General features: G+C 46.5%; 26 protein-coding genes and 1 tRNA gene. 12 read left to right on the top strand and 15 right to left on the bottom strand.

From position 1 onward, the window contains the following. Positions 1 to 121: 121 nt before the first annotated feature. From ABIE50_RS26360 to bla (ABIE50_RS26350), 3 genes are all read right to left on the bottom strand, one after another. The gene (locus ABIE50_RS26360; RefSeq protein WP_209865557.1) at positions 122 to 556 is read right to left on the bottom strand and encodes an acyl-CoA thioesterase; all 435 of its coding nucleotides are present in this window, start codon (positions 554 to 556) and stop codon (positions 122 to 124) included. Positions 557 to 941: 385 nt separating this feature from the next. After that, positions 942 to 1,026 (bottom strand) — tRNA-Ser (locus ABIE50_RS26355). Positions 1,027 to 1,275: 249 nt separating this feature from the next. After that, positions 1,276 to 2,037: a subclass B1 metallo-beta-lactamase gene (gene bla, locus ABIE50_RS26350; RefSeq protein WP_209865555.1), complete on the bottom strand. Its 762-nt coding sequence runs from the start codon at positions 2,035 to 2,037 to the stop codon at positions 1,276 to 1,278. A gap of 427 nt (positions 2,038 to 2,464) precedes the next feature. Between bla (ABIE50_RS26350) and ABIE50_RS26345 the strand changes: the two genes are divergently transcribed. The 4 genes from ABIE50_RS26345 to ABIE50_RS26330 all read left to right on the top strand — a co-directional run bounded on the left by ABIE50_RS26345 (position 2,465) and on the right by ABIE50_RS26330 (position 4,815). After that, positions 2,465 to 2,938, top strand: a complete 474-nt coding sequence (locus tag ABIE50_RS26345) for a hypothetical protein (protein ID WP_209865552.1) — start codon at positions 2,465 to 2,467, stop codon at positions 2,936 to 2,938. Between the two features lie 91 nt (positions 2,939 to 3,029). Further along, on the top strand, positions 3,030 to 3,617 hold the full coding sequence (locus tag ABIE50_RS26340; RefSeq protein WP_209865549.1) for a TetR/AcrR family transcriptional regulator: 588 nt from the start codon (positions 3,030 to 3,032) through the stop codon (positions 3,615 to 3,617). A 345-nt stretch (positions 3,618 to 3,962) separates the two neighbouring features. Beyond that, positions 3,963 to 4,421, top strand: a complete 459-nt coding sequence (locus ABIE50_RS26335; RefSeq protein WP_209865546.1) for a hypothetical protein — start codon at positions 3,963 to 3,965, stop codon at positions 4,419 to 4,421. Between the two features lie 28 nt (positions 4,422 to 4,449). Beyond that, complete coding sequence (locus ABIE50_RS26330; protein WP_354028188.1) at positions 4,450 to 4,815, top strand: rhodanese-like domain-containing protein; 366 nt, start codon at positions 4,450 to 4,452, stop codon at positions 4,813 to 4,815. Between the two features lie 48 nt (positions 4,816 to 4,863). Here the strand turns inward: ABIE50_RS26330 and ABIE50_RS26325 are convergent, their stop codons facing one another. Next, on the bottom strand, positions 4,864 to 7,236 hold the full coding sequence (locus tag ABIE50_RS26325; protein ID WP_209865543.1) for a TonB-dependent siderophore receptor: 2,373 nt from the start codon (positions 7,234 to 7,236) through the stop codon (positions 4,864 to 4,866). Positions 7,237 to 7,475: 239 nt separating this feature from the next. Here ABIE50_RS26325 and ABIE50_RS26320 point away from each other — a divergent pair, with 239 nt between their 5' ends. Continuing rightward, the gene (locus ABIE50_RS26320; protein WP_209865540.1) at positions 7,476 to 8,084 is read left to right on the top strand and encodes a sugar O-acetyltransferase; all 609 of its coding nucleotides are present in this window, start codon (positions 7,476 to 7,478) and stop codon (positions 8,082 to 8,084) included. Positions 8,085 to 8,134: 50 nt separating this feature from the next. On the opposite strand, the gene ABIE50_RS26315 is transcribed toward ABIE50_RS26320, so the two are convergent. After that, positions 8,135 to 10,273, bottom strand: a complete 2,139-nt coding sequence (locus ABIE50_RS26315) for a GH92 family glycosyl hydrolase (protein WP_209865537.1) — start codon at positions 10,271 to 10,273, stop codon at positions 8,135 to 8,137. A 15-nt stretch (positions 10,274 to 10,288) separates the two neighbouring features. After that, complete coding sequence (locus tag ABIE50_RS26310) at positions 10,289 to 11,815, bottom strand: glycoside hydrolase family 43 protein (RefSeq protein WP_209865534.1); 1,527 nt, start codon at positions 11,813 to 11,815, stop codon at positions 10,289 to 10,291. A 407-nt stretch (positions 11,816 to 12,222) separates the two neighbouring features. Here ABIE50_RS26310 and ABIE50_RS26305 point away from each other — a divergent pair, with 407 nt between their 5' ends. Then, positions 12,223 to 12,834: a tetratricopeptide repeat protein gene (locus ABIE50_RS26305; RefSeq protein WP_209865531.1), complete on the top strand. Its 612-nt coding sequence runs from the start codon at positions 12,223 to 12,225 to the stop codon at positions 12,832 to 12,834. 153 nt (positions 12,835 to 12,987) lie between these two features. Here ABIE50_RS26305 and ABIE50_RS26300 read toward each other — a convergent pair whose 3' ends face one another. The 5 genes from ABIE50_RS26300 to ABIE50_RS26280 all read right to left on the bottom strand — a co-directional run bounded on the left by ABIE50_RS26300 (position 12,988) and on the right by ABIE50_RS26280 (position 17,165). Beyond that, a complete protein-coding gene (locus tag ABIE50_RS26300; protein ID WP_209865529.1) occupies positions 12,988 to 13,908 on the bottom strand; it encodes a bestrophin family protein in 921 nt (306 codons plus the stop codon). 10 nt (positions 13,909 to 13,918) lie between these two features. Continuing rightward, the gene (locus tag ABIE50_RS26295) at positions 13,919 to 14,404 is read right to left on the bottom strand and encodes a hypothetical protein (RefSeq protein ID WP_142687741.1); all 486 of its coding nucleotides are present in this window, start codon (positions 14,402 to 14,404) and stop codon (positions 13,919 to 13,921) included. Between the two features lie 109 nt (positions 14,405 to 14,513). Beyond that, a complete protein-coding gene (locus tag ABIE50_RS26290) occupies positions 14,514 to 15,872 on the bottom strand; it encodes a HAMP domain-containing sensor histidine kinase (RefSeq protein ID WP_209865525.1) in 1,359 nt (452 codons plus the stop codon). After that, positions 15,856 to 16,572, bottom strand: a complete 717-nt coding sequence (locus ABIE50_RS26285) for a response regulator transcription factor (RefSeq protein ID WP_209865522.1) — start codon at positions 16,570 to 16,572, stop codon at positions 15,856 to 15,858. The genes ABIE50_RS26290 and ABIE50_RS26285 overlap by 17 nt, the downstream gene beginning before the upstream one ends. A gap of 17 nt (positions 16,573 to 16,589) precedes the next feature. After that, positions 16,590 to 17,165 (bottom strand): histidine phosphatase family protein, encoded by a 576-nt coding sequence (locus ABIE50_RS26280; protein ID WP_209865519.1) that lies wholly within the window; start codon positions 17,163 to 17,165, stop codon positions 16,590 to 16,592. A gap of 125 nt (positions 17,166 to 17,290) precedes the next feature. On the opposite strand from ABIE50_RS26280, the gene ABIE50_RS26275 reads away from it, so the two are divergent. Together ABIE50_RS26275 and ABIE50_RS26270 are read left to right on the top strand one after the other, a co-directional pair. Further along, positions 17,291 to 17,458 (top strand): hypothetical protein, encoded by a 168-nt coding sequence (locus ABIE50_RS26275; RefSeq protein WP_185937385.1) that lies wholly within the window; start codon positions 17,291 to 17,293, stop codon positions 17,456 to 17,458. 60 nt (positions 17,459 to 17,518) lie between these two features. Next, a complete protein-coding gene (locus ABIE50_RS26270) occupies positions 17,519 to 18,505 on the top strand; it encodes a class I fructose-bisphosphate aldolase (protein ID WP_354028187.1) in 987 nt (328 codons plus the stop codon). Positions 18,506 to 18,625: 120 nt separating this feature from the next. On the opposite strand, the gene ABIE50_RS26265 is transcribed toward ABIE50_RS26270, so the two are convergent. Next, positions 18,626 to 19,873 carry a glutamate-5-semialdehyde dehydrogenase gene (locus ABIE50_RS26265; RefSeq protein WP_209865513.1) on the bottom strand — a complete coding sequence of 416 codons (1,248 nt, stop codon included), beginning with the start codon at positions 19,871 to 19,873 and terminating at the stop codon, positions 18,626 to 18,628. Between the two features lie 12 nt (positions 19,874 to 19,885). After that, positions 19,886 to 20,920 (bottom strand): glutamate 5-kinase, encoded by a 1,035-nt coding sequence (proB, locus tag ABIE50_RS26260; RefSeq protein WP_209865510.1) that lies wholly within the window; start codon positions 20,918 to 20,920, stop codon positions 19,886 to 19,888. A 117-nt stretch (positions 20,921 to 21,037) separates the two neighbouring features. On the opposite strand from proB, the gene bla (ABIE50_RS26255) reads away from it, so the two are divergent. Next, a complete protein-coding gene (gene bla, locus ABIE50_RS26255) occupies positions 21,038 to 21,937 on the top strand; it encodes a class A beta-lactamase (protein ID WP_209865507.1) in 900 nt (299 codons plus the stop codon). A gap of 40 nt (positions 21,938 to 21,977) precedes the next feature. On the opposite strand, the gene ABIE50_RS26250 is transcribed toward bla (ABIE50_RS26255), so the two are convergent. After that, complete coding sequence (locus ABIE50_RS26250; RefSeq protein ID WP_354028186.1) at positions 21,978 to 22,448, bottom strand: hypothetical protein; 471 nt, start codon at positions 22,446 to 22,448, stop codon at positions 21,978 to 21,980. 178 nt (positions 22,449 to 22,626) lie between these two features. Here ABIE50_RS26250 and ABIE50_RS26245 point away from each other — a divergent pair, with 178 nt between their 5' ends. From ABIE50_RS26245 to ABIE50_RS26235, 3 genes are all read left to right on the top strand, one after another. Next, entirely contained in the window at positions 22,627 to 22,896 is a 270-nt protein-coding gene (locus tag ABIE50_RS26245; protein ID WP_142687750.1) for an ArsR/SmtB family transcription factor, read from the top strand. Positions 22,897 to 23,053: 157 nt separating this feature from the next. After that, complete coding sequence (locus ABIE50_RS26240) at positions 23,054 to 23,806, top strand: glucose 1-dehydrogenase (protein WP_142687751.1); 753 nt, start codon at positions 23,054 to 23,056, stop codon at positions 23,804 to 23,806. Between the two features lie 24 nt (positions 23,807 to 23,830). Then, on the top strand, positions 23,831 to 24,580 hold the full coding sequence (locus ABIE50_RS26235; protein WP_209865503.1) for an SDR family oxidoreductase: 750 nt from the start codon (positions 23,831 to 23,833) through the stop codon (positions 24,578 to 24,580). 403 nt (positions 24,581 to 24,983) lie between these two features. On the opposite strand, the gene ABIE50_RS26230 is transcribed toward ABIE50_RS26235, so the two are convergent. Then, positions 24,984 to 26,435 carry an aminotransferase-like domain-containing protein gene (locus tag ABIE50_RS26230; protein WP_354028185.1) on the bottom strand — a complete coding sequence of 484 codons (1,452 nt, stop codon included), beginning with the start codon at positions 26,433 to 26,435 and terminating at the stop codon, positions 24,984 to 24,986. Positions 26,436 to 26,468: the final 33 nt, after the last annotated feature.

Here is a 26,468-nt window from a genome sequence, read left to right as displayed (position 1 = left end):
AATTTTGTAATTAATTAAAGAAAATGTGAGCGGATTCGCTAGCATCTCTCAAAAATATATTCAAACTCTAAAATAAAATCAGCGTAGTCACCGAAATCATCATAATCCTGAGTTAGACAAACTACGCTTCTTCTACGAAATCTTCGCTGCGGGGAATGGCTTTGAATTTTTCCATGAGCTCAGGAGGAAGCCCTGTAAGCTTGCGTTTACGGGTATCAATCCATGCGCCGTCTACCAGGATAGTGGCGGATTTTGTGCCGTCGCCCCGGAAAATTTCATGCCTGATAGACCAGCGGGAGCCGTCTGACCGGCATTTGGTCATTTCACAGCTCACCCGCACTTTGTCGTTAGGGCTGATTTCCCTGTGATAAAACAGCTCCTCCCGGAAAAGAATAGGCCCAAGTTGTTGCTGTATAAACTGAACTGCGGTAAGTCCTACCTGCTCCAGGAGGCTTAACCTCGCCTGTGCAGCAAAGTCGGCATAAGCTGAGTGGCGTAGGTGCATATTGGCGTCTATCTGTGACCATAATACTGGTCCTTCAAAGAATATGTTCATATTTAAATTTACGGAAAAGCCATGTAAAAATGTGACGCCGAGCAGGGATGAGACAGCCGAAAGGGACCTGTTACAGTCAGAATCATTTATGAAAAGACAGCCGGGAGCTCCTAAAACAACAAAGCCTTCAGACAACGTCCAAAGGCTTTAGCTACTTGCGGAGAGTCAGGGATTCGAACCCCGGGACCTGTTACAGTCAGAATCATTTACGAAAAGACAGCCGGAAGCTCCTAAAAAACAAAGCCTTCAGACAACGTCCAAAGGTTTTAACTACTTGCGGAGAGACCCCGGGACCTGTTACAGTCAGAATCATTTATGAAAAGACAGCCGAAAGCTCCTAAAACAACAAAGCCTTCAGACAACGTCCAAAGGCTTTAACTACTTGCGGAGAGTCAGGGATTCGAACCCCGGGACCTGTTACAGTCAACAGTTTTCAAGACTGCCGCAATCGACCGCTCTGCCAACTCTCCATGCCGCGAAAGTATAAAACGAATTGATTCTAAAAAAATTTGTTTTACTTTTTTTTATAGAAAAATTTCGTTAATACGCAATCCCCTGGAGGTATCCCGCTACCCGTTATCAACTGCGTATAGTCATTGCAGGTAGGCATATCCTTTAGCATGTGAAGCGGGAGTACTGCCGGGAAAAATTAAAGCCTGCTGATTAGAGCAGGCTTTACGATTTTAAAGATCTTATACCATAAGTGTATAACGGAAAATCTACTTTTCAGGTTTAAATAACTTAATTGTATAGTCTAGTAATTTTTTGTTACCGTATTCTCCGTGGCCCGGGATAATAATTTTTACGTTTGGAAATTCCTTTTTAATTTTTTCAACTGTATCGGACCAGGCGTCTACATTTGAATCTCCCAAATAACCTTTATTTGCATTGAGCTCTTTTATTAAACAACCACCGAACATTATATTTTCACTTGGAAAATAGCCTACTATATTATCTCTTGTATGACCTTCCCCCAGGAATTTTGCAATAATGGATTGATTACCCACTTTGAGGATCAAGGGATCTTTGAAACTGTTTTTGGGAATGGGAAAATTATTTTCCCTGGCGAAATCTATTGTTTTAAAATAAGCATAGGAAGGAATATTATACTTGTCAAATACTTTTAGCCCACCTAAACAATCGTTGTGGAAGTGAGTTGGAATAACCGCATTTATTTTGTAGTGAAGTGTATCTTTTAACCATTTAATTAATTCTTCTGAACCTTTGTCGCTGGTTGGTGTGTCAAAAATAATTGCTTCATTGCTATTACTTACAATCAGACCGTTACAAGGAACGTTACCAAAATCCTGGGTCTGTAAATACGAAGTGTGCTCAAACGAGTTTTTGGAAATCTGGGTTATAAGCAGATCATCCGTTTTGTAAACTACTCTGGGTTTAAATGAAGTGCTTTTTTGCGCGCTGCAATTTAATATTGCTAAGGAAAAGAGGATTATTAATGATGTTTTTATGATGACTTTCATGTTATCTGCATTTCTGTAACAAAAAAATATTGGTAAAATACGGGCTAAGTGGCCTTCACTCAATTCCCTGCCGGGTGAAGCCCATATTTGTATTGTCTAAGGTAGTAAAAAAACAAGGCGAAAAGCGGCAGATACAGAAAATGCGTCTTTTTTCAGCTTCAGTTGCCCATTCCATGCTGCGCTGCCTGCCGGGGGGTATTCGCCTGAAAGTACACCGGTGAACATTTTTTTTGAAATTATTGCCCGGTTTTACGGGGGTGAAAATGCCCTGTAATTTTTGATTCCAGGAATATTACTATGAGAGCGTTTTGGTCAACAGCCTGATCGCCAGCCACTTTTTTACATAGAGGAGCGTACTTTATCTGGCTGCTATGTGTAGTTATATAAGAACGCTATATGTTTTTAACCTAAAAACCGGTTGGATATAATGACACGTGCAATATTTATGCTTGGTCTGTTTTTGTTACCCCTGGTAGCAATGGCGCAGGAACATCCGCCAGATACTATACCCAAAACAAAAAAACTGAAGGAAGTAACTATAAAAGCGCGTTGGAAGGACAGGCACCTTGCGTTAAATAAGCAATATGTTGTTAAAGATGAGTTTAAACCTATTGAACATTACACCTTTGATCTGAGAGACCCGGTAAATCCCGGAAGGGAATATTTTGTTTTAGATTTTCTGAATAAGGAGCTCCCCCGGGGATGGGGCTCCAATAGCTTGCTTTCCTGTTCCGGAGGTATACAATATTTTATAGATGAGGTGGAGGTAAGCTATAGCTATGTTGCCAATTGCCCGCTGTCTGCCTTTGCCTATGCTAAAGTTTTCCAGGATCTGCACCCTCCGTGCCCGGCTATAGTATTATATACCAGGAAGGGGCAGGATGTGAAGCGGCGGAGGTAAAGCCGTTACGCCCATTATACTCAAATTTACAGATGGAGTTGCCGGAAAATGAATAATGTTGTTCTTTTGCTGAACATATCATTCAGTAATTATGAAGAAGGCAGCAGCTACCCGGTTAAATATCCTGCAAAAGGCTTTTGAACTGATATATGTTAAAGGCTACCAGACAACAAGCATTGATGAAATTTTAGCGACCACACAGGTTACTAAGGGCGCCTTCTATCATCATTTTAAAAGTAAAGATGAAATGGGTGTAGCTATCATCAATGAGTTACTGAAGCCCAATTTCAGAAATACCTTTATTACCCCGCTTCAGCAGGGAGGTAATCCTCTGGATGATATTTATGCAATGATGTACAGTATCCTGATGGAAAACGAATTCCTGAAGGTTGAATACGGCTGCCCTGCATCCAACTTTACCCAGGAAATGGCCTGGAATAAGGATTTCAATAAGGCACTGAATGACCTGGCAGCCCAATGGGAGCAGGCTATTGTTGATACTATTGAAAATGGCAAAAAGAAAAAGCTTGTAAAAAACACTGTGAGTGGCAAAGAAGTGGCCATTTTTATCATGTCGGGATACTGGGGAATACGAAACCTGGGCAAGCTCGAAAACAGTAAAGCTGTTTATCTTATCTACCTTAAACAACTGCAGTCCTACCTTAAAACATTAAAATAAATAACCCGCTGAACTTCCCGCTCAGGCAGCAAAATATTTTTATCTAAAAAAACATACTAGTTAGTATGTTTTTGATTTATCTTTGCGGCATACTGATAAAAATTCAAAAACATGGATACAAATATTCATCCCGGGGAAACATCTGCATGGCCGGCAGCCCTGTTGCCACACGCATTGCACCGGTTCTCATAATAATTATACTACTGGTATATAAGCCGTACCGGCATTACTACAGGCTCGCTTATCATCAGCCGGATGTGCTGTGCAATCCGGTCTTTGCCTCCTGGTTTTTCTCCAGGCCCTGCTATTTAATGTTTTTAAAAAAACGGTAAAGCCGTCATTAACATGTATCAATCACTTACATTCCTGCATTCCCTGTTCCGGTGGCTGGTGCTTATCAGCCTGATCTATGCGGTGTTCAGAGCAGCTAAAGGGTATTTCAACCGGGCAACATTTTCAAAAGCAGATAACCTGACCCGTCACTGGACGGCCACCATTGCACATATTCAACTGTTCATTGGTATTACGTTCTACTTTCATAGTCCCGTTATCAGGTATTTTCTGAACAACTTCAGTACAGCCAGAAAATCATCTGATATGTTGTTCTTTGGTATGATCCATAGCACGCTGATGCTTTTCTCCATAGTACTTATTACCATCGGCTCAGCACTGGCAAAGCGAAAGCCAACAGACAACGGGAAATTTAAAACAATGCTGGTATGGTATGCCATTGCGCTGATCGTTATTTTCATAGTTATTCCCTGGCCGTTTTCACCCTTTGCCAACAGGCCTTATTTCAGATAGGCGCACTTTGTTCTGTTAAATAATTTATATGAGAAATTTAATCATAGCCGGAAGCGTATTGCTTGTTATCTACATGAGCTACCGGGTTTACAGGTATAGCACACTGGACAATGGCCTTGATAAGCTCGTTAAAGAAGGCGCTGTTATCCTGGATGTAAGAACGCCGCAGGAATTTGAAACGGGGCACATTAAAGGGTCCATAAATATTTCCCTGGGTACTATCCGGGAAAGATATGTGGAGCTTGATTCCTCGAAAACCTATATCACCGTTTGCTCGCATGGGCTCAGAAGTGTGAAGGCGGAGAATATCCTGAAAGAAAGAGGCTTTAAGCATGTGTATAATGGCGGCGCCTGGAGCGATCTGCAGAAGACGCTGTCGGCGGCCTTAAAATAAAAGACGCCTCATTGTTGAATGAGACGTCTTCTTATAATTAGCGACAGATTAAAACTTCACTGCAACATTGCCGCTGAAATTACGCGGCGTTTGCGGAATGGTAGTGCTCCATCCCACCCAATAATCCTGGTTGCTGATATTATTAATCTTAAAAGCCACTGAAAACCGTGGCTTGTCGTAAGAGAGTGCGGCATTTAATACGGTATATGCGGGCAACGCATACTCACCGGCAGTACTCAGGATCACTTTATTGTCCGACGCATAATTTCCGCCCAGGCCCAGGCCAACTCCTTTTAACGCACCACTATGCAGGCGGTAACTAAGCCATGTATTCACGGTATGCGCAGGACCTGCACTTACAGGGCGTAAGCCATCCATAGCAGGATTGCTCTTTTGTATTTTGCTGTCGTTATACGCATAGCCGGCTACAATATTGAAGCCTCTAAACGGAGTAGCTGTTATCTCTGCTTCTATACCCCTGCTGTACTGGGTGCCGTTTTGTACAGTATAAGTGGGGCGTTCCGGAACATCCATACGGGTAATATCGCTTACATTGATACGGTAGTAGCTGATGCTTCCATTCAGGTTGCCATCGAGCAGGGCGGCCTTAACGCCGCCTTCCCACTGGTTCGCCTGACTGGGTTTGAACCTGCTGAAGGTGCCATCGGGCTGCAGTACAGGTGCAATATTCTGGAACCCGTTCATATAGTTGGCAAACAGGGAAAGTTGATCCTTTATTACCTGGTACACCAGCCCAAACTTCGGCGATACCGCTGTTTGTGCATATTTGCCGGTAGTTGTATCGCGGGTGATATTTTGGGTGCCGTGGTTATCAAATCGGTCAACGCGCACAGCAACCATTGCCAGGAAGCGATCTGTGATGTTCAATACATCCTGCATGTACACGCTGTAGATGTTTTGCCGGGCTACTGATTTGGTATAGGCCATTTCTTTAAAGCGGTCCAGTAATGCCAGCCGGGTTAGCCTGGTGTATGCCGCGCCGGGCTTCACAGCACTGATCACATCAAATGCAAGTGTGGGAGAGCCGCTGGACCTGGTAGTTGCGCTGTAGATGTCAATGCCGGCTACCAAACGGTTCCGCATACGGCCAATACTAAAATCGCCGTTAAAATTCTGCTGGAAATCAATAGCATTGGCATTGTTGTATTCCGTGTGGCTCATATTACGGATCAATGAATCGTTGCCGGGTTTCATGCTCAGGTACCCGCTTAAACCATTAGCAGTGGAGCTGAGGTAAGTAAAATTGGTATGACTGCTCCATTGTGTGGAAAGCTGCCTGTCCAGTGTAAGATAAAGGTTGGCGGCTGTGTTGGCAGTGGTGATATCATCGCCGCTGAAGCGTTTGCGGAAATCCAGCTGAAGATCCTTCGGACTGCGTACACCTGTGGCATAAGAGCCGTCTGCGAACATGCGGTAGAAACTGTTGCCTTTTTCATTGCGATATTCTGCATCTACCGTTAGCGTAGTTTTATCATCCATTTTATAGGTGAGCACAGGCGCCAGGAAAACATAGTTCTTAAAGCCTGCATCCTGGAAACTGGCTTCATTATGTTTGGCGGCATTTACACGTAACAGCAGCGTTTTTTCCCTGTTAAGCGGAGTGTTTACATCAGTGGTAAAGCGGCTGAGCCCATAGCTGCCGGCGGTATATCCTACTTCGCCTTTGAAATAATCGAATGGTTTTTTGGTAACCCGGTTAAATAACCCGCCAAAGGAAACAAAGCTGCTGCCATACAATGTGCCGGACGGCCCTTTAATGGCTTCCAGTGTTTCGATGTTAGAAGGATCAATAGTGCCGCCGCCAATATTACCAGGTACGCCGTTGCGGAGAAAAGATTGTGTGGAGAATCCCCTGGAAGTAACGGTACCGCCTGCGCTGTTGTTCTCCAGCTGCATCACTACACCAGGTACATTCTTAATTGCATCTGCATAACTTACCACCACCTGTTCCTGAAGTAATTCTTTGGTAACGGCAGTATATACCTGCGGGTTTTCTATGTTCTTCAATGGCATCTTTGCTACATATTCACTGCTAACCGGTGTAAGCCGGTGTTTATTGGCCGTGATAGTAACAGATTGTAAGGCTTTTACAGGAATACTGAGCGTAATGACAACATACGCCGGCTGTTCTTTTTCCACTGTTACTTCCCGGGTTACCGGCTGATAGCCCGTGAGGGATATTTCCAGTTCATAACGGCCTGCTTCCATATTGCGGAAAATGAAATTGCCGGCTTCATTGGTAGTGGCGCTGCGCCGGGTGTTTTTCAGAACTACAGTTACAGCAGCAGCAGGCTGGCCGTCAGAGGTGGTTACCTTCCCTGTTATGTTTGCTTTATCCTGGGCATAAAGCCATGGCCCCTGTAACAGAATGTATAATAGCAATAGTAAATGTTTGTGCATATTTTATGGTTGGATTACGGCGATCAAAGATATGAGGCCCGCATACTACTGGTTTTCACGATCAGGAAATTCATTTACGCAATCGGGAAATATTGCGGGGCCATGCTTAGGGAAGGGCCTCAATATTGAGAGGGCTTATCAAACAATGCCGGATGAAATTGCTAACGGTATCAGGCCTGTTTTTGCAGGGCGTTTGTAACTCTCTCCAAAACATATAAATTCACAAAAAGTAATCAGCTATGAATCAAAAGGAAAGAATGTTGGCCGGCCTGCCTTACAAAGCCTGGATGGATGGACTGGCGGAAGAACAGCTGGAAAATAAAAAGAGGATCTACCAGTATAATCTTTGTCCGCCGGATGAAACGGAAAAAATAGAACAGTATATAAGAAACATTCTCGGCAAAGCCGGTAAGAATGTATTGATACTGGCGCCATTTCATTGCGATTATGGCAAACATATCGAAGTAGGAGATAACTTCATGGCCAACTATAACTGCATTATCCTGGATGTGGGAAAAGTGCGTATTGGCGATAACGTTATGTTTGGCCCCAACGTTTCATTGTTCACCGCCGGGCATCCTATCCATCCCGACTCACGGAACTCCGGCTATGAATACGGGATCGGCATCACTATTGGCAACAATGTCTGGATTGGAGGGAACACCGTTGTAAATCCTGGTGTTAACATTGGCGATAACGCGGTGATAGGCGCTGGCAGCGTGGTAACCAGGGATATTCCTGCCAACGTGGTGGCGGTAGGGAACCCCTGCCGCGTAGTGCGTCCCATCGGGGAGGAGGACAAACATTTCTATTATAAAGACAGGAAATTTGATGTGCAGGATTACTGATAAAAAACTGCCGGGCCCGGATTGTAAAACGAGGGCCCGGCAGCAGTAACTTATTTCGTAATAATTTCTATGTTCCCTCCCTGTTTAAACAGGTCGTGCGGCACAAAGTACCCTTTGTTGTCTTTGCCATTTACTTTGATGGCAGTTAAGTTCCGGCCTTTACCCGGTTTGGATATAGTGAGCAGCTTGCCGTTGCTGGTTCTCCATTTCACTTCATCAAACAACGGAACGGTAACCAGGTATTCAGGATCGGTAGCGGAAAAAGTATACAGCCCCAGTGCATTGAATACATACCACGACGACATTTCCCCTGCATCGTCCATACCACAAAGGGCCAGGCCATTATCACCGATGCCGTATAATGTATTTAAGATAGTGTCAATGATTTTTTGTGATTTTTCAGGCTTGCCGATAAAATAGTAGGCGAAAGGCGCTTCATGATCGGGCTGATTCCCGTGGCAGTACTGGCCAATCATCGTTTCCACATTCCTGGCAATATAGCTGGGGTTCCAGGGAACGGTGAACAGGGAATCCAGTTTTGATTCGAAGCCCCGGGGGCCGCCATACAACGCTATGAGGCCCGGCATATCATGTGGGGCAAAAAAGGATACCTGCCACGCATTGGCCTCGCGGTACATGTACTCATAATAGGGATACTGTGGATTAAAGGGCTGAATCCAATCTCCGTTCTCCAGTTTTCCCCTCATAAACCGGGTAGATGGATCAAACATGTTCTTATAATTCTTCGATCTCGCCATCAGCATACGGTAATTGGCCGTATCCCCCAGTTTTTTTGCGATCTGTGCAACGGAGTAATCGTCGTAGGAATATTCCAGCGTTTTGGATACGCCGGCCCTGCCTTTCGTTTCTACGTGGGGGTTAGTCACGTCCGGATCGCTGATAAACCCTTTCTCCATATATTCTTTGATAAATGGCCTGGCGCCCCCTTCTACAGTGGCGTTTTTCAGCAGTATCCTGTAAGTGTCTTTTATATCGAAATCATCAATGCCCCTCAGGTAAGCCCCTGCAATAGAGGAGGAACCATGATCCCCATGGAAGAAAGTGGGAATAAAACCGGTTTTATCTCCCACATCTTTCATCGATTTAATAACATCCAGTGTTACCTGCGGCGATATAAGCCCTAACAGCACATCCTTATTGCGGTAGGTATCCCATAAAGACGGCTCGGTGTAATAATTGAAATCAGCTTTTACCACGTTCCGTTTGGCGTCTGTATACTGGCCGTTTACATCGCTGCGAAGTGCGGGCCACAGGAAGGAGCGGTAAAGACAGGAATAGAACATCTCTTTTTGCTTACTGGTGCCGCACTTTACCTGGATGGATGACAACAGCTTTTCCCATTGCTGCGTAGCCGCTTTACGGATATCATTGAAAGACCTGTTGCCGATTTCTTTTTCCAGGTTTTCCCTGGCGTTTTCTGAGCTTACGAACGATATGCCTATTTTCAGTTCTACCGGTCCTTTATTGCTATTGGCTATGTGCACCAGCGCAAAGCCATCGCTTTTTCCCTCATTTTTCTTTTCCAGTTTTTCAATACCGGCGTTAAGCACCGCGTAGAAGTAGATCCTGCCGCCGGCCTGCTGGTAGCCCTGCACCGCTGAATTGCCCACCTGCTCAATGCTCCAGCCGTTTACCCTGTTATTGGCCTTTGCCAGGTCGAAAAGGATCTGGCGGTTGTCGTTATTTTTATATTCGTATTGATGATATCCGCATCTTAATGTGGAGGTAAGGTTTACATTCACATTATAATCATCCAGGTACACCTGGTAGAAGCCGGGCGCTGCGCTTTCTTTTTTATGGGAGAAGCGGGAACCGAATTTTTCACCCGGGTTTGAAACCGGCAGCACAGGAATATTACACAGGTTCCAATGCCCCTTATTGGTATGTGTGAAGCCGTAAATCACGGAGTCTTCATACTCATAACCGGCCCCGGAGCCATATTCAGTCATAGGGCTTAACTGCACCATGGCATTGGGCAGCGAGCTTCCGGGAAAGGTAAGCCCGGCCCATGATCTCCAGCCCTGCGGTAACTCATAGCCGAGTATTTTAGGATCCGTCATTGGCGCCGTGCCTATAAAGGTGTTCACATATTTCGTATAGGTTTGACTGTTACCTGCAAGGGAAGTGAACAGTATCATCAATAACGTGGCTAAAGTTTGTTTTCTCATTCCAGTGTAATTTTATTATTGCGGTATTTCATCTGTGTACCTGATGTCAAAAAAGGAGAATGCGGCATTTTCACCGGGCATGCCCTGGAAGTTCAATCCCGGGCGTGGACTACGGTCCCACGGTGGAAGGAAATTAACGGGATAGGCTTTTTTACCCGGGGTAAGCTCTTCCCATCCGCCCTGTTGCTTCCAGTATACCCTGCAGGTGAAGTCTGGCAGCATTGCCATTTTCAGGTATACAGGAACATTGGCAGCAGCAATTTTCTGTTTGCCGGGTATACTCCTTTTGCCATCTTTTATCACCCAGAACTCAACAGTATCATTGCGAACCGCAATACCTGCGGCGGCAGATACATCTCCATAAATAACCAGTCCTTTGCCGGCCTTGTTATTGTTCGTTACCGCTGTAGTGATTTCATAAGCCGCTGCATAAGGACGGAGGGTAAGCGCTATCCCGGCAGGATGATCACTGTTGTATGTCCCGGATAATTGCAGCGCCCCATCCTTTTGCCGGAATACGGGCCTCATATTCCTAAAATCCCATTGCCAGAAAATTTCCCCGGTAGTCCTGGAAAAGTCGTAATGGAGATGAATATTTTCTTTGTTGCTGCCGCTAACAGGAACAGGGTGCAGTTCCGGCCACTGGTCTGGTTTCCACGACAATGACGCAATCAGCGCCTCCCTGCCGGTGAATACATTGCTGGCTTTGTTATAAGCATGATAAATATAAAAATCGTTACCGGTCTTGTCTTGTACGAAAGTGCCATGTCCAGGGCATTTCCAGTTGCCGCTATCGGTGAGCACAGGATTATCCGCGCCCTCTTCCAGGTATGGGCCGGTGATGTTTTTTGCCCTCGCTACCCGTACCTGGTAACTGCAGGATACGCCACAGCAATTACCTGCAGAATAGAAGAGATAATAATAGCCATCCTTTTTTAAGATGCTTTGCCCTTCCATGCCGTTGCGGGCATCATCTTTCAGTAAAGTGAAAGGTTGGCCTTCAAGTGAAAGTCCGTCATTGGAAAGTTTGCTGCCCAGTATTTCAATAGGCCGGTTATCGAGGCCATAGGCTTTCCAGCTAATGTACAATTGCCCGTTGTCGTTAAACACAAAGGCGTCAATAGCTTCCTTGCCATGTGCTATGATGATGCCATGATCTTTGAAGCCGTGATCCGGATAAGAAGAGGTGGCTACGCCTATGCAGGAAACGCCGTCCGATTTTCTTTTCGCGGTATAATAAACATAGTAGGTATTATTATGAAAGAAATATTCAGGCGCCCAGAAGGAAGCGGTAGTCCAGGAAGGCGCTTTATCAAACAAGAACCCGGTTTGTTCCCATTGCTGCAGGTTGTTCGACCGGAAGATGGGAAAATGAGGCCCCCATTCGCTGGAAGTGCCTATGGCATAGTAGCTGGTTCCCTTCCTGATAATGGAAGGATCTGCAAAGTCGCCGGGAATATTGGCCCGCACCTGCTGGGCTATGGAAGGTTGAATACCTGACAGAAAAGCGAATAAGGCCAGTGCCGGAAGTTTACATCTCATCTTTATCTCATTTATGGAATAGCCGGCTAGCATAGACGGGAAACCGGTGGGAGCAAAAATAGAAGGTTAAGCGGATGTTTTTTCGATAAAACATCTCATTCCTTCATTGTAAAGTCTCATTGTGTGGTGTGAGCCGGACCGGCTCACCGGCGGCGGACGTATTTTATTTTTAACATCTCCTTCAGGATTATCCTTTTAAGCCCCGAACCACAAATTATCTTATTTCATTATTTTTGCCGGGAATCAGTTTTCTTAACCCTGGTTGCTGACACGCTATGTTCCCATTTTGGAGTGACTATTATTATCTTGTTATTATACTGCAGATTGTATGTGTTGTACATGTTCTCAGATCGGGCAGGAGCAGGGAGTGGTTATTTTTTATCCTGTTTATACCTGTAATAGGGATAGTGGTATATTTTATCCGGGAAATTCTGCCGGGTATAACCAGCGGCAATACAGGCGAAAGCCTGATGCGCTTCCTGTCGCCCAACGGGCGGATCAGGGAATGGGAAAAACGGGTGCGTATATCCGATACCGTTGCCAACAAAATGCAGCTGGCAGATGCCTATGCCCAGCAAAAGCAATACGATAAAGCCATTGAGCTCACCCTGGAATGCGCCAACAGCTTCACCAAGGATCCCGGTATTATTTTACAGCTGGCGCGGTGGCAGTTCCTGAACGGGCAGTATGCGGCCAGTATTGTAAGTTTCGATAAGCTGAATACATTCAGGGGCGTGCGGATGAGTAAGGCAGATGATGAACTGATGTATGCCCGCGCGCTGGAAGCAACAATGGAAACAGCCAGGGCGGAAGAAGAATACCAGAGAATAATCCGTGTGCACCATTCACTGGAGGCGATGTATTATTACGGGTTACTGCTAAAGAAACAGGGCCGGAAAAGTGAAGCGCGGGCTCAGTTTGAAAAAACAGGGCAGGAACTCGACCTGCATCCGCGTTATGTGCGGCGAACCATCCGCAAATGGGTATGGTTATCAAAAAAAGAATTAGCTACGCTGTAGATGTGGCCGGCTATTGCTGCCTGCTTAGCTCTTGTGGGATCAGGAAGGTGGGCTACATTATAAAGAAAAGGCCCCGGTTGATACCGGAGCCTTTGTCTTAACGCTATAAATTACGGCCCTTTTTGGAGAGGGCGCCTTAAACACAAATCAGCTTTAAAGTACGTAGTAAGAGGGTGTAGGCACCTGCTCTTCCTGCGTGTTTTCGATCTCCTGCTCGTGCAACATTTGCCGGAGGTCTTTTTCAATATTCCTGGCAATAGTTGTTACCGGTGTATCTGTAGGTTTATTTTCAAACGGGTCCTGCAGGTTGATCGCCATTTTTTCAATCAGCAGGAAAGAGGAGGCAATGGCTACCACTAGTGGTATTTCCATAAAGCCCAGCACATCTATTAAGGCAAATGGCAATAACAGTATAAAGAAGATCACGGTAAAGTGTGTATAAAGACTGTAAGTGGCCGGGAACACGGTATTTTTAATACGTTCGCATTTTCCCATGGAGTCACAGAGCTTTGTAATGGTCTGGTCCAGGGCAATTTGCTGGTACTGGTTGATCCATCCCTGCTCCATGGCATATTTCAGGTCTTTTCCATGTAAAAACAACAGGGCAGCCGGTACGTTGTCATATCTCATCACATAGTTTAATTCCCTTCTTGATAATAATCTGTCTACACCTTTGAGCGGATCTGTCTTACGTAACGATTGTCCCAGGCTATGGCACCATGCTGCCTGTCGCTTTACAAAACGCTCCTGGAAAAGAGTGAGGTCTTCCGACTGATAAGTAGCATCCATCAAGCTTAGAACCTGTCTTGTCAGTGAGCGTGAATCATTTACAATGGCCCCCCAGATGGTCCTGGCTTCCCACCACCGGTCGTAGGCCTGGTTCGATCTGAATGCGAGCAATAGTGATAATACCGTTCCCAGCACCATGGGTACCGCTATCGGGATCGCCATGTTGGTGAAATCGTATTGGTAATAAAGTATATTGATGGCCAGTGAGTAGATGGTCACCAGCAGGATCTCTACCTTAATTTTACCAAAAACATATTTTAAGGGGATATTATTCTTGAGTAACATAACCTTTCTTTTATTCTGTTGGCAGCAATAGCGCTGAGATGGTAGACCTGTCTACCACGTATTTCCTTCTCTGGAGCTGGATCTTCATCTTTGGATAGTTACATTTGCTGATCAGCTTTTCCGGATTGTAGCTTCTTTTTGAAGGGGCATTAAATTCATGATCAACAGGCTGGATGATCAGGTCAATATTTTGTGCCAGCAGGAAATTGCGTAATGCTGCACGGGTATTGCCATGAAAGAATTCAATCTTCAGCTGGTTAATGGAAGAAGAATATTTGTTACGGATAATTTCGCAGCCATCCTGGAAGTCGGACGAAATGAGCTCTATATGCCTGCTGTTACGGGTGTATGTCATCAGGTCAAATAAAGAGTCGGGCATTTCCAGCGCGTGCATTAATATAATGTTAACCTGCTCGCCTGGATGTTGTGCTACAATGTTGTGAACATAACTGAGTGAGCGGATGGAGAAATCTGTTGGTATGAGTATATTTTTCATATCTGGTAGCTTTTATAACAACAAAATTATTGTTGTGAAATAAGTAACCAGTAAGAGCAGCGTTAAAAGGTAGTAAGAATGTGGTAAGAATTTGGTAAGAAAGCGATCCCTACAGTGGAAGCTCCACCCTGATCTCGGTTCCCTGGTTCACACGGCTGTTTACAATGATGTCTCCCTTGTGCATACGGATAATATTCATGGCCAGTGGAAGCCCGATCCCGTATCCTTTAAAGCGGCCGGTATTGGAAGCGCGGAAGAATGGGGAAAAGATGTAGGGCAGATCTTCCGGTGGAATACCGATGCCCTGGTCTTTTACGATAATAATATTTTTCTTTTCTGTAGCGGCGAGCGCAATGGATACAGGTTCATTGTTGGAATATTTCACCGCATTCATTACAATGTTGCTGAGGGCCAGTTCCAGCAGCTGTTCGTTGCCCGGTATCACCAGTTTTTCTTCTTCTTCAGGAAAAAGGCTGTAGTCGATTTCTACTTTATTACCGGGATGCAGTTTATCGATGGTGTTTTTTACCGTGAATAAAAGCTCATCGCTGCGGATCTGTCCCCATTCCTGTTTTTTACCGTCGAAACCGGTTTGCGCCAGGTGCAGCAGGCTTTTGGTGATATGTTCCAACCGCCCGGCTTCATGCAGTATATTTTGCAGGGAGTAGATATATTTTTCCTGGGTGCGTTCTTTATTAAGCGCCAGTTCTGCTTCACCAATAATAGCTGTAAGCGGTGTGCTCAGTTCATGCGAAGCATTGCTTACAAAGTTGTTCTGCGTTTCAAAGGCAGTTTCCAGGCGATCCAGCATATTATTGAAGGTGCCCGCCAGGTCATTGATCTCGTCGCCGCTTTCTTCTACGTTTAGCCGCAGGTGCAGGTTGCGGGAGCTGATGCTTTTTACCTGCACCATCATTTGCCGGATAGGTTTTAAAATATATTTGGAGAAGAAGATACCGGCGCCCACCAGGATCACGCTGGAGGCCACAGAGCATATAAGGAGGATTTTCCGGAGCCAGCTGAGGTACTCTACATTGTATTTATTGATGGCAGATACAATAACGATATACAGACCCTGTTTGCTTTTATACAGTACGCCTTCGTAGAAACGGTCGCCTTCGCGGTGAGTGGCCTTGCTTTCATTGAGCACCTGTTGATAAAAAGAAGGAGGGAGCGTTAATTGTTCATCCTTATGTATAGTGCCGTCGGCAGCTACCTGGAGAAAGTATTCCCTTTCAGCAGGCAGTTTTTCCAGGTGCTCTTCCCGGATCTCGTTATAGATGATGGAATCGGATTCATAATAGGGAAGGGTAGCTTTTGCAGTAAGATAGGCGCGTATTTCCAGCCGTTTGTAGAAATCCTCGAAAGAGTGCTGGTTGGTGAAATAATACACCAGCCCACTCATCATGAGGATCGTGGAAATGGTTAACCCCGCGAACAACAGCAATATCTTAGTGCGTATCTTCATCAGCTTTGTTTTCCCTGATCATGTAACCCAGTCCCACCACGGTATGTATCAGTTCTGCCGGGTTATATTTATTGATCTTTTTCCGGAGATAGTTGATATAAACGTCTACCACCTTGGTGTTCATATTGAATTCGATGCCCCATACCTGCTCCAGTATTTCCAGTCGCGACAGCACCTTCCTCGGGTTTTTCAGTAAATATTCCAGCAACCTGTACTCTGTGGCAGTGAGCTGGATATTTTTCCCGTTCCTGCTGGCGGATTTGGTATCTGTATCCAGTTCCAGGTCGGCCATACTGAGTATGGAAGCCGGGGTAACGGGAACGGGTATATCTGTATTATTTTTTCTCCGCATAAGGCTGCGGATACGGGCTTCCAGTTCCTGCAGTTTAAACGGCTTCACCAGGTAGTCGTCGGCGCCACTGTCGAGGCCCATTACTATATTTTCTGTTGTTCCCAATGCGGTAAGCATCAATATAGGCACTTCCAGCTGCGCTTTGCGGATGGAGCGGCATACTTCTATCCCGTTCATGCCGGGCAGCATTACATCGAGTATGATCAACCGGAATGATGGGTTATTAAGGGCCATCTGCAGCCCGCTGTTGCCATCAGGAGCCACGCTCACTTCGTAGCCTGCCTCTGAAAGGCCGCGGGTAATAACAGATACTACAGCAGGTTCATCTTCTATCAGTAATAGTTTCATGAACAACAAATATAATCCTATTCAAGGTGGCTTACACAATTAAACAGCTCACATTTCCAGTTTTCATCGGAAAACTGAAGCCTCGTAAAAGAAGTATTTTTCATGGCGGGAGTAGGGTGCATTTGCGGAAGAAGGGCGTCCAGCATCTGGCGGATAAAACTGCCATGACTTACCAGCAGGATCTTTTTGCCGCTGTTTTCAGAAAGAAGGTCCTGCATAAAGGAGAGCCCTCTTGCTACTACAGCTTCATTGCTTTCCATGCCCAGGTCCATCAGTTTCCAGCTGGGGCCCCAGCGGAGAAGACGTTCTTCTTCCGTAGTGCCTTCAATGAGTCCGCCGCCGGCTTCCCCGATGCGGCTGTCTTCAATGACGCTTTCTATGTTGAGCTCCTGCGCAATGATAGCGGCAGTTTGCCTGGCGCGGAGCAGGTGGCTGGAGTAAATAAGGTCCCAGGTTTCGCCGCTGAGCCGCTGTCCCAGTTTAAGGGCCTGCGTAATGCCTTCCTCATCCAGTGGGATGTCTGAATGGCCCTGCAGTTTGCCGGCTTTATTCCAGGAGGTGGTACCATGACGGATAATAGCGATCTGGGTCATATTGGGTCTTTTAATCTTTCCGGGGAACAAATATATATAAAAGGGAGCGGGGTTAATAGTTAAAAATTCCCGGGCGTATTCATCACATTTATACCTGTTTACAAGTAATCAGTACCTTTGTTATTATGGAAATGAATATTGATCCCAACGAAGAAAAGCCAGTTGAGAAAGAAAGCGAAATAAAACCGGAACCCGTTATCCATGATGGTTCAGGAGGCGCATTTGAAGGCACGGAAATGGTCACAGAGGAAAGGGAAGAACAACCCCGTCCGAAAGGCCCCACTCCATATTGAACGGAGGGTAGCCGTTGCCGTATTAAATCCTTAAATTAGGTATATCAAAAAGTCATGCTTATGTTATCCTTCGAAAAAATCAGCGAACTGCTGGGCAAAGAAAGCCATACCCTGCTGCAACATGAATGCAAAACCATTAGCAAAGACCTGTTGCATCTGCCGGGACCGGATACGGTGAACAGCATTTACCGGGCTTCCAGCCGTAATCCGCAGGTGCTGCGCAGTTTGGGCCAGCTGTTTGGCCATGGCCGGCTGGGGGGCACCGGTTATATGTCTATACTCCCGGTAGACCAGGGCGTGGAGCACAGTGCAGGCGCGTCTTTTGCCAAATATCCCGCTTATTTCGATCCGGAAAATATCGTGAAGCTGGCCATTGAAGGCGGTTGCAATGCAGTAGCTTCTACTTTTGGCGTGTTGTCGGCTGTAGCGCGCAGCTATGCACACCGCATTCCTTTTATTGTAAAGATCAATCATAACGAACTGCTTACTTATCCAAACCGGGCTGACCAGGTGATGTATGGCACTGTGGAAGAAGCCTGGAACCTGGGCGCGGTGGCAGTGGGCGCCACTATTTATTTTGGCTCCGATCAGTCGGACCGGCAGATCGTGGAAGTATCCCGCGCTTTTGCAAGAGCGCATGAACTGGGAATGGCCACTATTCTCTGGTGTTACCTGCGTAATGATGCTTTTAAGAAAGATGTGGATTATCATCTCGCCGCGGATCTTACCGGGCAGGCCAACCACCTGGGGGTAACCATACAGGCAGATATTATCAAACAGAAACTGCCGGTGGTAAATGGCGGCTACAAAGCGCTGAATACCGGCTCATCTTCCTATGGTAAACTGGATGAGCGCATTTATACCACGCTTACTTCAGATAACCCGATTGACCTGTGCCGGTACCAGGTGGCTAACTGTTATATGGGACGTATGGGGCTCATTAATTCAGGCGGCGCTTCTGAAGGAGAGGCAGATCTGGCAGAAGCCGTGCGCACCGCCGTGATCAATAAAAGGGCCGGTGGTATGGGATCTGATCTCGGGGCGTAAAGCCTTCCAGCGCCCTATGGCGGAAGGAGCAGCGCTGCTGAACGCCATCCAGGATGTATACCTGAATGAACAGATAACGATCGCTTAACTACAGGAGGAGTGGAGGGAAATGCCCTCCGCTCACCTTACCTGGCCATTGCCACGCACAAACCATTTTTCCGTTACCAGTTTTTCAAGAGCAAAAGGCCCCCGCGCATGAAGTTTCTGCGTGGAGATCCCTATTTCCGCGCCCAGGCCAAACACGCCGCCGTCTGTAAACCGCGTAGAGGCGTTCACGTATACGGCTGCGGCATCTACTTCGTTGAGAAAACGTTCGCTGAGGGCATTGTTACCGGAAACGATCGCTTCAGAGTGACGGGAAGAATATTGCTGGATATGCGCCAGCGCCGCATCGATGCCGGGCACCACTTTAACGGAACATTTCAGCGAAAGGAATTCCCTTCCGAAATCTTCCGGCTGTGCCGCAAAAAGATGCGGGTAATTATTTTTCTGCAGGATGCTGAAGGCTAACGGGTCCGCATATACGTCCACTCCGTAGTGCTGCAGCTGTGGCCCCAGCAGGGCGAGGAAATCAGCAGCCACTGCTTCGTCTACCAGCACCGTGTCCAGCGAATTGCATACCGACGGGCGGGATACTTTTGCATTGGTAACAATAGCGGCCGCCTGCGGCAGATCGGCGGATTTTTCCACGTAGGTATGACATACTCCTGCACCGGTTTCAATGACAGGTACCCTGGAGTTGGTACGCACAAACTCTATCAGCTGTTCAGAGCCACGGGGAATGATAATATCAATATATTTTACGGCAGTGAGCATTTCCATTACCAGGCTGCGGTCTGCAGGCAGCAGCTGCACGGCATGTTCATTTACCTCATACTGTTTTAATACTTCCTGTATCAGCGATACAAGTATGGTATTGGTATAAAAAGCATCGGTACCGCCGCGCAGCACGCATACGTTGCCGGAGCGGATACAGAGCGCTGCCACATCTACCGTTACGTTGGGTCTTGATTCATAGATCACGCCCACCACGCCGAGAGGTACGGTTTTCTTTTGTACCAGCAGGCCGTTGTCCAGCGTTCTTTCCAGTACCAGTACATTCGCCGGATCCGGCAGGCCGGCAATATCTTCCAGGCTGGAGGCCAGGTCGCGGATCCGCGCTGCGTTGAGCAGCAATCGATCCTTTTTGGGATCATCGTCTGCCATGCGGTCCAGGTCTTTTTTATTCTCCGCTATAATATCTTCCGAACGGATCAGGATCACGGATGCCAGTTTGCGCAGTAATGCCTGCTTCTGTGCATCAGGGAGCGTACGGATGGAAACGCCGGACTGCTGTGCTTTTTCCAGTAAAGGTTGTATAGTTTGCATGGTTGTTTTTCTTTATAACAGCACAATATCATCGGCATGGGCCACTTCAATATTCTGTGCCTTAGGCTGGGTATCGAGCAGGTCTGAAGCAATTTTTGCCCGTCCTACTGCAATGGCAACATTTTCTTCATTTACAATTTCAATCACTTCCCCGCATTCAAATTTCTCCAGCACTACCTGCACGCCTACCGCAAGCAGGCTATGGCGTTTTTCCAGCGCCCGTTGCGCGCCTGCATCCACCTGTATCCTGCCGGTAACCAAGCTGCCGCTGGCCAGCCACTTTTTCCGGGCCGGCATGCTGCAGGGCTGTGGCAGGCACAAGGTACCTGTTTTGCCCGCAATGGCATTCAGTATCCCGTCTTCAGTGCGGATGCCGAAAATAACCACCCTGATGCCCATCCTGGTAGCCAGGCGGGCAAAGGTGAGCTTGGATACCATGCCACCTAAACCGAGGGCGGATTTTTCTTTATCGGCCAGTCCAAGCGCGGCTTTGTCAATCACATCTATCTGCGGCACTACCTGCCCGGCCCTGTCCAGTACACCGGCAACAGAAGTGCTGAACAGCAGCAATGATGCGCCAAAGCCTACGGCAATGAGTGTGGCCAGTTCATCGTTGTCGGAAAATTTCAGTTCCAGGCTGCTCACCACATCATTTTCATTGGCAATGGGAATGATGTTGCTGGCCCATAGCTCTTCATAAGTACGTTTTAACTGGAGGAACTGGTTCCTGTCGGAAAAATGCTGGCGCTCACAAAGACTTTGCGCTACAGCAATGCTATATGGTGCGAAATAACGGCTGTATTTATTCAGCAGCAGCGGATTACCCACTGCGGCTGCGGCTTTCCGCTCGCTGATGGTGCCGTTGTACTGGCGCAGGAACTGCTTCCCTGCGGCCACCGCCCCGGACGATACCAGCACAATATGATAGTCTGCATGCAATTCTGCCACCTGCCGCGCTATACCGGCAATCACGGTCTCGTCGAGGTCACCGTTCTGATGGGTGATCGACGCTGTTCCAAATTTTATAACTAATATCGGTTTGCTCAATTTCTGCGCTATTTGGCGCCTAAAATAATATTAAGGCGGCGAAATTCTAAATGAATAATTTATCCCGGTTGCCGGAAATGCCTTTTATTTGATTTTTGTATTGATTAAACACGCTATATGATAAAGCACGTTGCCATGTTTATAGCGGCCACAGTAGCCGCCTCCGTTCTATATCTCCCAATGACCAGCGGCCAGCAAACACTCCGTCAGCAAATTACAGGCATCGCCGGAAATATATCAGGAAAAGTTGGGGTATATGCGGAAGTCCTGGAAACAAAGGATACGGTTTCGTTTAACCGCGACGGGCATTTCCCTATGCAGAGCGTATACAAGTTTCCGATCGCTATGGCTATACTTCACCAGGTAGACCGGCGCCGGTTCCGCCTGGATCAATCCATTCACGTTGCCAAAAGCGACCTGATACCGCGGAATGGGGCCAGCCTGATCCGGGATCTGCATCCCGAAGGGAATTTTGACATGACATTATCGGAGCTGATCAGTCATAATATCCGCGCCAGCGATGGCAGCGCCTGTGATGTATTGTTACGCTTACTGGGTGGTACTGCCAAAGCTGATGCCTATGTGCATGGCCTCGGTGTGAAGCAGATGGTTATCGCTACCACGGAACAAGTGCAGGTGCCCAATGAAATGATCCAGTATAAGAACTGGGCCACGCCTATGGCCATGACGCAGCTGCTGAAAATATTTTACAAGGAACCGGTATTGTCAGACAGCAGCAAAAACTATTTGATGGATCTTATGATCACATCGAAGCCGGGTGCAAAGAGATTGAAAGGATTACTGCCTGCAGGCACAGTGGTAGCGCATAAAACAGGAACCTCCGGTACAAAGAACGGGTTAACCCGCGCCACCAATGATGTTGGTATCATTACCCTGCCAAACGGGCATCATTTGGCCATCACTGTATTTGTGTCTGATTCCAAAGCCAGCGAAGAAGAGCGGGAAGGGGCCATCGCAAAAATTGCTAAAGCGGCATATGATCACTGGAGTAAATAAAAAAGCAGGCAGTTTCAACAATGAAACTGCCTGCTGAAAATCATTTCATATATTTCTTATACTCGTTTTCAATATCCATTATATCTATTTTATGGAGTTTGTCGCCGTCAAATAACCACATTTCCCAATTGTATTTTACATCGCTGAGATTCAATGTGGTGACGTCTCCTCTGGCAGAATGAAAACTGATCTTTCCCCCGGCTGGCTCAATGATCTTTACGCCTTTTTCTTCCAGGAAAGCACGTGCATCTGTCATGTAGCTCTGGTAATCTTCATTGATGGTATAAAAGGCTTCTTCCCCGTTATCTTTTTTAAGATGTTCCAGCTGGATACTGTCGGGTGTATGCAATATAGCGCAGGGATGTGTAATCCGGGTGGCGCTTCCTGCAACGGTTTGCACCGGCGGTGCGGCGTCTGTGGAAACTTTTTCCTCGGGTGGTTTACTTTCGTGGCAGGCAGCAAAAGTGAGGAGCGTTACGGGTAAGATAAGGTGCTTTTTCATGGTTTTCATAGCAATAGTTGTTTGGCATATCCCTTACACTTTACTGCAGGGCAGGTACATAAAGATAATATAAAATATATCGGGTCCAACTATGGTGATATGTTCATACATGGGTATAAAATGAGGCAGGGAAAAAAAAATTCATCGAAATATTTCGATATTTCAAAAATAGTATTACTTTTGTTCTATGGATTTAGCAGTTATAGAAAAAGCAGCAAATGCCATCGCCGACAAACATCGATTATCTATTATAATGGAGGTTGTTAAGAAGGGAAAGCTGGTTTGTGGTGATGTGTGCGGGTTTACGTGTTTATCGCAGCCTACGGTGTCGCATCACGTAAAGATCCTGGTAGATAGCGGAGTGCTGCATTCCATAAAAAATGGAAGATCACTGGAGCTCACGCTCAATAAAGAGATGATGAAACAGTTATCGATGTTCTTTTTACAGTTGAGTTAGATACAGTACAAAGAGGCTGAGGTACTACCGGGCGGGTAACCAACAGCTTTTTTTATACTTTTATATATTGATACTTTTAAATTAATAGATTGATTAAGAGATGTTTTCTCTTTTTTTTTGAAAGTTAAACATTGATAAACTTAAATAAATCAATAGGATGGGACAGTTACAAAACAAAACAGCTGTTATCACGGGCGGTAACAGCGGTATAGGATACGCAACAGCAGCAGATTTTTTGGCAAAAGGAGCAAAGGTATTAATTACAGGGCGCAAGCCGGAGGCCGTGCAGCAGGCCGCGGCAGCGCTGGGAAAGGCAGACAGCTTTATTGCAGACCAGGGCAGGACAGAGGATTCACAGAAACTGGCAGAATACGTACGCGACCGTTATGGTAAAATAGACATCCTGTTTGTGAATGCAGGGGTGGCGGCACTGGAGCCATTTGCCAGTGTAACGGAAGCTTCATTTGACACGGTAATGGACATTAACCTGAAGGGCGCCTTCTTCACTGTGCAGCACCTGCTGCCGCTGATCAACGACGGTGGTACCATCATTTTACTGTCGTCTGTAAATGCATACGCAGGTATGCCCGGTGCATCGGTATACAGCGCCAGCAAAGCCGGTCTTAATTCGTTGGGACGAACCTTATCAAGGGAGCTGGCATCCAGGAAGATCCGGGTGAATGTTGTGAACCCCGGACCGGTAGCTACACCTATTCTTGAAAAGGCAGGTATTCCAAAAGAAGCGATCAATGAAGAACAACTGGCTAAAGCATTACCAATAGGCAGGATAGGACAGCCGGAAGAAATAGCCAAACTGGTTTCCTTCCTGGCATCAGACGACGCATCTTTTATCACAGGTGCAGAATATAATATCGACGGAGGGATCATTACTCATCCATTAATCGGTTAACCTTTTTTCAAACAAACATCATTCATGTCATCTCTGAAAGATAAAATAATTGTTATCACTGGTGGTAACAGCGGAATAGGATATACAACAGCAAAGGCATTTCTGGCAAAGGGAGCAAAGGTTTTGATAACAGGTCGTCAGCCTGGTGCGGTACAAAAGGCCGTACACGCACTGGGCCACCCTGCCGAAGGTTTTAAAGCAGATCAGTCGGACATGAATGATATACGGCGCCTGTATGAATACCTGCAGGGCCGTTTCGGGAAAATAGATTCCTTATTTGTAAATGCTGGTGTGGCGAAATTAGCACCGTTTGAAACGGTAACAGAGGCACAATACGATGAATTAATGAACATTAACTTCAAAGGTGCTTATTTCACCATACAGCAATTACTTCCCCTCATTAACGATGGTGGTTCTATCACACTGCTGTCTGCATTGAACGCATACACAGGAACACCCAATGCTACCGTATTATCGGCCAGCAAAGCAGCGCTGAACTCATTGGGCAGAACACTATCGAGGGAACTGGCGTACAAAAGGATACGGGTGAACACAGTGAATCCAGGGATTATCAGTACGCCGCTGCTGGAAAAAGCGGGGCTGCCGGATGAGGCAAGGGTGCATCTCAGCAACATCACGCCCCTGGGCAGGTTAGGGCAACCGGAAGATATTGCCAGCCTCGTCACTTTCCTGGCATCAGCGGATGCCTCATTTATTACAGGTGCAGAATATAATGTAGACGGCGGCCTTATGGTGCACCCGTTGATCGCTTAATAAATGATCCTGGCATTGCAGTGTGCAGCATTGTGCAAATGCTGCACCGGCGGCAAGGACGCGGATTTTGTTTTGGAACACTGATTACGCTGATTATGATGATTACTTTGATTCTATTTTTGAATTTTTATAAAATAATTAATGGAGATATACGTCTCAACTTACATCTCCATTAATAAAAATCAAAGTAATCATAATCATTATAATCAGCGTAATCAGTGTTCCAAGACAAAAACTCACGATTTACAGTTAACGGTTGTTTAGGATGTTTGCAAACCCCATGGGTTGTTCTGCCGGGTACCGCTTGCTATACGGGTACCTGGCGGCAACTTAAAAGATATAAAAAGATATAAGTTGTAGGTTTAACAGCGGCCGGAATAGTCTTATTCCGGTCTTCGCTTTTTTAGCTCATCTTCCTGATCAGTTTTCCCAGCGTTTTCAATCCTTCATCTACCTGCCTGCTCCATACAGGGCCAAAGCTGATGCGTAAACAGTTGTTGTATTTATTTTGTAAGGAGAAGATCCGGCCCGGGCAGAAACTGATCTTATGCTTCAGCGCCTGCTGGAACAGTTCGAAGGTGTTAATGGATTCATCCAGTTCTACCCAGAGCACGCAGCCTCCCTGTGGCCGCGATATCCGTGTGTTTTCGGGGAAATACTCACTGATGGCCTGCGAATACCGTAAACACTGCGTGTGCAGCACCTTCCGCAAATTGCGCAGGTGGAACTCATAGCGGCCTATCTCCAGGAAATGTCCCACTGCCGCCTGTGGCAGTGAAGCGCAGGCAATAGAGTGGTTTTGTTTCATCAGCAATACCTTTTCCTTGTATTTGCCAGGCAGTGTCCAGCCAACGCGGTAGCCCGGCGCCAGCGATTTTGAAAAAGAATTGCACAACAGCACATGACCGTATTTATCAAACGTTTTGCAATTGGCAGGGCGTTGTTTGCTGAAATAAAGGTCACCGTAAATATCATCTTCTATCAGCGCAATATCATACTTCACCATCATATCCACCAATGCCTTTTTATTTTTATCCGGCATACAGGAACCCAGGGGGTTGTTGTAATTGGTTACAAACAAACATGCCTTGATCTTATGACGGGGAATGGCTTTGTCGAGGTAATCCAGGTCAACGCCGGAAACCGGGTGGGTAGGCACTTCCAGCACTTTTAGCCCCAGGCTTTCGGCCAGCTGCATGGAGCCGTAATATGCAGGGCTTTCAATGGCAATCGTATCGCCGGGGCAGGTGATGGCCGACAGGCACAGTGTGAGCGCATCCATACAACCACTGGTAGTGATCACATCGTCTTCCGTGTAAGCGCCGCCCCATGCGAGCGACATACGCGCTATCTGCCCCCTCAGCAGCCGGTTGCCCTGTAATTCTTCATACCCGATACCATTGTTGGGCAATTCCCGCAGGGCATGTACCACTGCCTTCGCCATTTTAGCGGCAGGCATCAGTCCGGGCGGAGGCGTAGCCACAGAGAAGTTCAGGATATTCGGGTTTCTCATATGACTGAACACTTCCATCACCATATCGCTCACCGTTGCTTCGCTGGCTTTCTTTACCGGCGCACAGGTACCAGGCATCGCAGGCATACGCCTGGAATTAAAGCGGATATAATAACCGGACTTAGGCCTGGATTCAATCAGCCCTTTGGCTTCCAGGTGATAATAAGCCTGGAACGCCGTGGTTAAACTGATCCCCTGCTGCTTGCTCAGCATACGTACAGAGGGGAGTTTCTCCCCGATTTTCATCACATCTTTTTCTATCAGCTGTTCAATATTATCAGCTACCTGCAGGTACAGGTGATCGGCAGTTTTTATCATGGCAATATGATCTGATCTGGTCAAAAGTACGAAAATTAGATCTGTTTGTGCGCCTTC

This window comes from Chitinophaga sp. OAE865 (assembly GCF_040546735.1).
Classification (GTDB): Bacteria; Bacteroidota; Bacteroidia; order Chitinophagales; family Chitinophagaceae; genus Chitinophaga; species Chitinophaga polysaccharea_A.
Note: the sequence above shows the minus strand (reverse complement) of the source record. Positions and strands in the feature narration are given on the sequence as shown.

Coding starts and splice junctions, on each gene's coding strand:
- ABIE50_RS26325 (WP_209865543.1), bottom strand. CDS start 7,236: ATGCACAAACATTTACTATTGCTATTATACATTCTGTTACAGGGGCCA.
- ABIE50_RS26360 (WP_209865557.1), bottom strand. CDS start 556: ATGAACATATTCTTTGAAGGACCAGTATTATGGTCACAGATAGACGCC.
- ABIE50_RS26285 (WP_209865522.1), bottom strand. CDS start 16,572: ATGAAACTATTACTGATAGAAGATGAACCTGCTGTAGTATCTGTTATT.
- bla (WP_209865507.1), top strand. CDS start 21,038: ATGATAAAGCACGTTGCCATGTTTATAGCGGCCACAGTAGCCGCCTCC.
- ABIE50_RS26335 (WP_209865546.1), top strand. CDS start 3,963: ATGTATCAATCACTTACATTCCTGCATTCCCTGTTCCGGTGGCTGGTG.
- ABIE50_RS26280 (WP_209865519.1), bottom strand. CDS start 17,165: ATGACCCAGATCGCTATTATCCGTCATGGTACCACCTCCTGGAATAAA.
- ABIE50_RS26240 (WP_142687751.1), top strand. CDS start 23,054: ATGGGACAGTTACAAAACAAAACAGCTGTTATCACGGGCGGTAACAGC.
- ABIE50_RS26270 (WP_354028187.1), top strand. CDS start 17,519: ATGTTATCCTTCGAAAAAATCAGCGAACTGCTGGGCAAAGAAAGCCAT.
- ABIE50_RS26250 (WP_354028186.1), bottom strand. CDS start 22,448: ATGAAAACCATGAAAAAGCACCTTATCTTACCCGTAACGCTCCTCACT.
- ABIE50_RS26330 (WP_354028188.1), top strand. CDS start 4,450: ATGAGAAATTTAATCATAGCCGGAAGCGTATTGCTTGTTATCTACATG.
- ABIE50_RS26315 (WP_209865537.1), bottom strand. CDS start 10,273: ATGAGAAAACAAACTTTAGCCACGTTATTGATGATACTGTTCACTTCC.
- ABIE50_RS26345 (WP_209865552.1), top strand. CDS start 2,465: ATGACACGTGCAATATTTATGCTTGGTCTGTTTTTGTTACCCCTGGTA.
- ABIE50_RS26320 (WP_209865540.1), top strand. CDS start 7,476: ATGAATCAAAAGGAAAGAATGTTGGCCGGCCTGCCTTACAAAGCCTGG.
- ABIE50_RS26245 (WP_142687750.1), top strand. CDS start 22,627: ATGGATTTAGCAGTTATAGAAAAAGCAGCAAATGCCATCGCCGACAAA.
- ABIE50_RS26275 (WP_185937385.1), top strand. CDS start 17,291: ATGGAAATGAATATTGATCCCAACGAAGAAAAGCCAGTTGAGAAAGAA.
- ABIE50_RS26235 (WP_209865503.1), top strand. CDS start 23,831: ATGTCATCTCTGAAAGATAAAATAATTGTTATCACTGGTGGTAACAGC.
- ABIE50_RS26290 (WP_209865525.1), bottom strand. CDS start 15,872: ATGAAGATACGCACTAAGATATTGCTGTTGTTCGCGGGGTTAACCATT.
- ABIE50_RS26265 (WP_209865513.1), bottom strand. CDS start 19,873: ATGCAAACTATACAACCTTTACTGGAAAAAGCACAGCAGTCCGGCGTT.
- ABIE50_RS26340 (WP_209865549.1), top strand. CDS start 3,030: ATGAAGAAGGCAGCAGCTACCCGGTTAAATATCCTGCAAAAGGCTTTT.
- ABIE50_RS26295 (WP_142687741.1), bottom strand. CDS start 14,404: ATGAAAAATATACTCATACCAACAGATTTCTCCATCCGCTCACTCAGT.
- ABIE50_RS26300 (WP_209865529.1), bottom strand. CDS start 13,908: ATGTTACTCAAGAATAATATCCCCTTAAAATATGTTTTTGGTAAAATT.
- bla (WP_209865555.1), bottom strand. CDS start 2,037: ATGAAAGTCATCATAAAAACATCATTAATAATCCTCTTTTCCTTAGCA.
- ABIE50_RS26310 (WP_209865534.1), bottom strand. CDS start 11,815: ATGAGATGTAAACTTCCGGCACTGGCCTTATTCGCTTTTCTGTCAGGT.